The organism is Saccharothrix sp. ST-888, from assembly GCF_000955975.1.
Lineage (GTDB): Bacteria > Actinomycetota > Actinomycetes > Streptomycetales > Streptomycetaceae > Kitasatospora.
In genome coordinates, this window is the sequence record NZ_JYJF01000805.1 from 1 (window position 1) to 322 (window position 322).

The following is a 322-nucleotide window of genomic DNA, read 5'->3' on the forward strand; positions in this document are numbered from 1 at the left end:
GACCGGTAGCAGACTGCTCGCACCACACTCTCTCACCAGATGCCGGGCTAACAGCGCACCCAGCGTGCCCGTCGCACCCCTCCCCACCACCGTACCCCCAGGGTCCAGCACCAGCCGCTCGGCCTCGCCCGCCGACGGCACCCCCGCCATACGCGGCGCGAGAGCCTCGCCCGCCCCGACCGCCAACTGCGTCTCACAACACGTGAGCACACCGGGCAGGACCCAGAGCGAAGCCGGGTCCTCGTCCAGGTCCAGCAGGACGATCCCGCCCGGGTTCTCCGACTGCGCCGAACGCAGCAGACCCCAGACCGCAGCCGACGCG

Annotated in this window: 1 protein-coding gene; it reads right to left on the reverse strand. The window is 72.0% G+C overall.

Annotation, left to right across the window (positions count from 1 at the left end; translation table 11 throughout):
• Positions 1-322, reverse strand: a 322-nt coding sequence (locus UK12_RS44120; protein ID WP_045307199.1) for a SpnB-like Rossmann fold domain-containing protein, incomplete at both ends; no start/stop codon positions are given.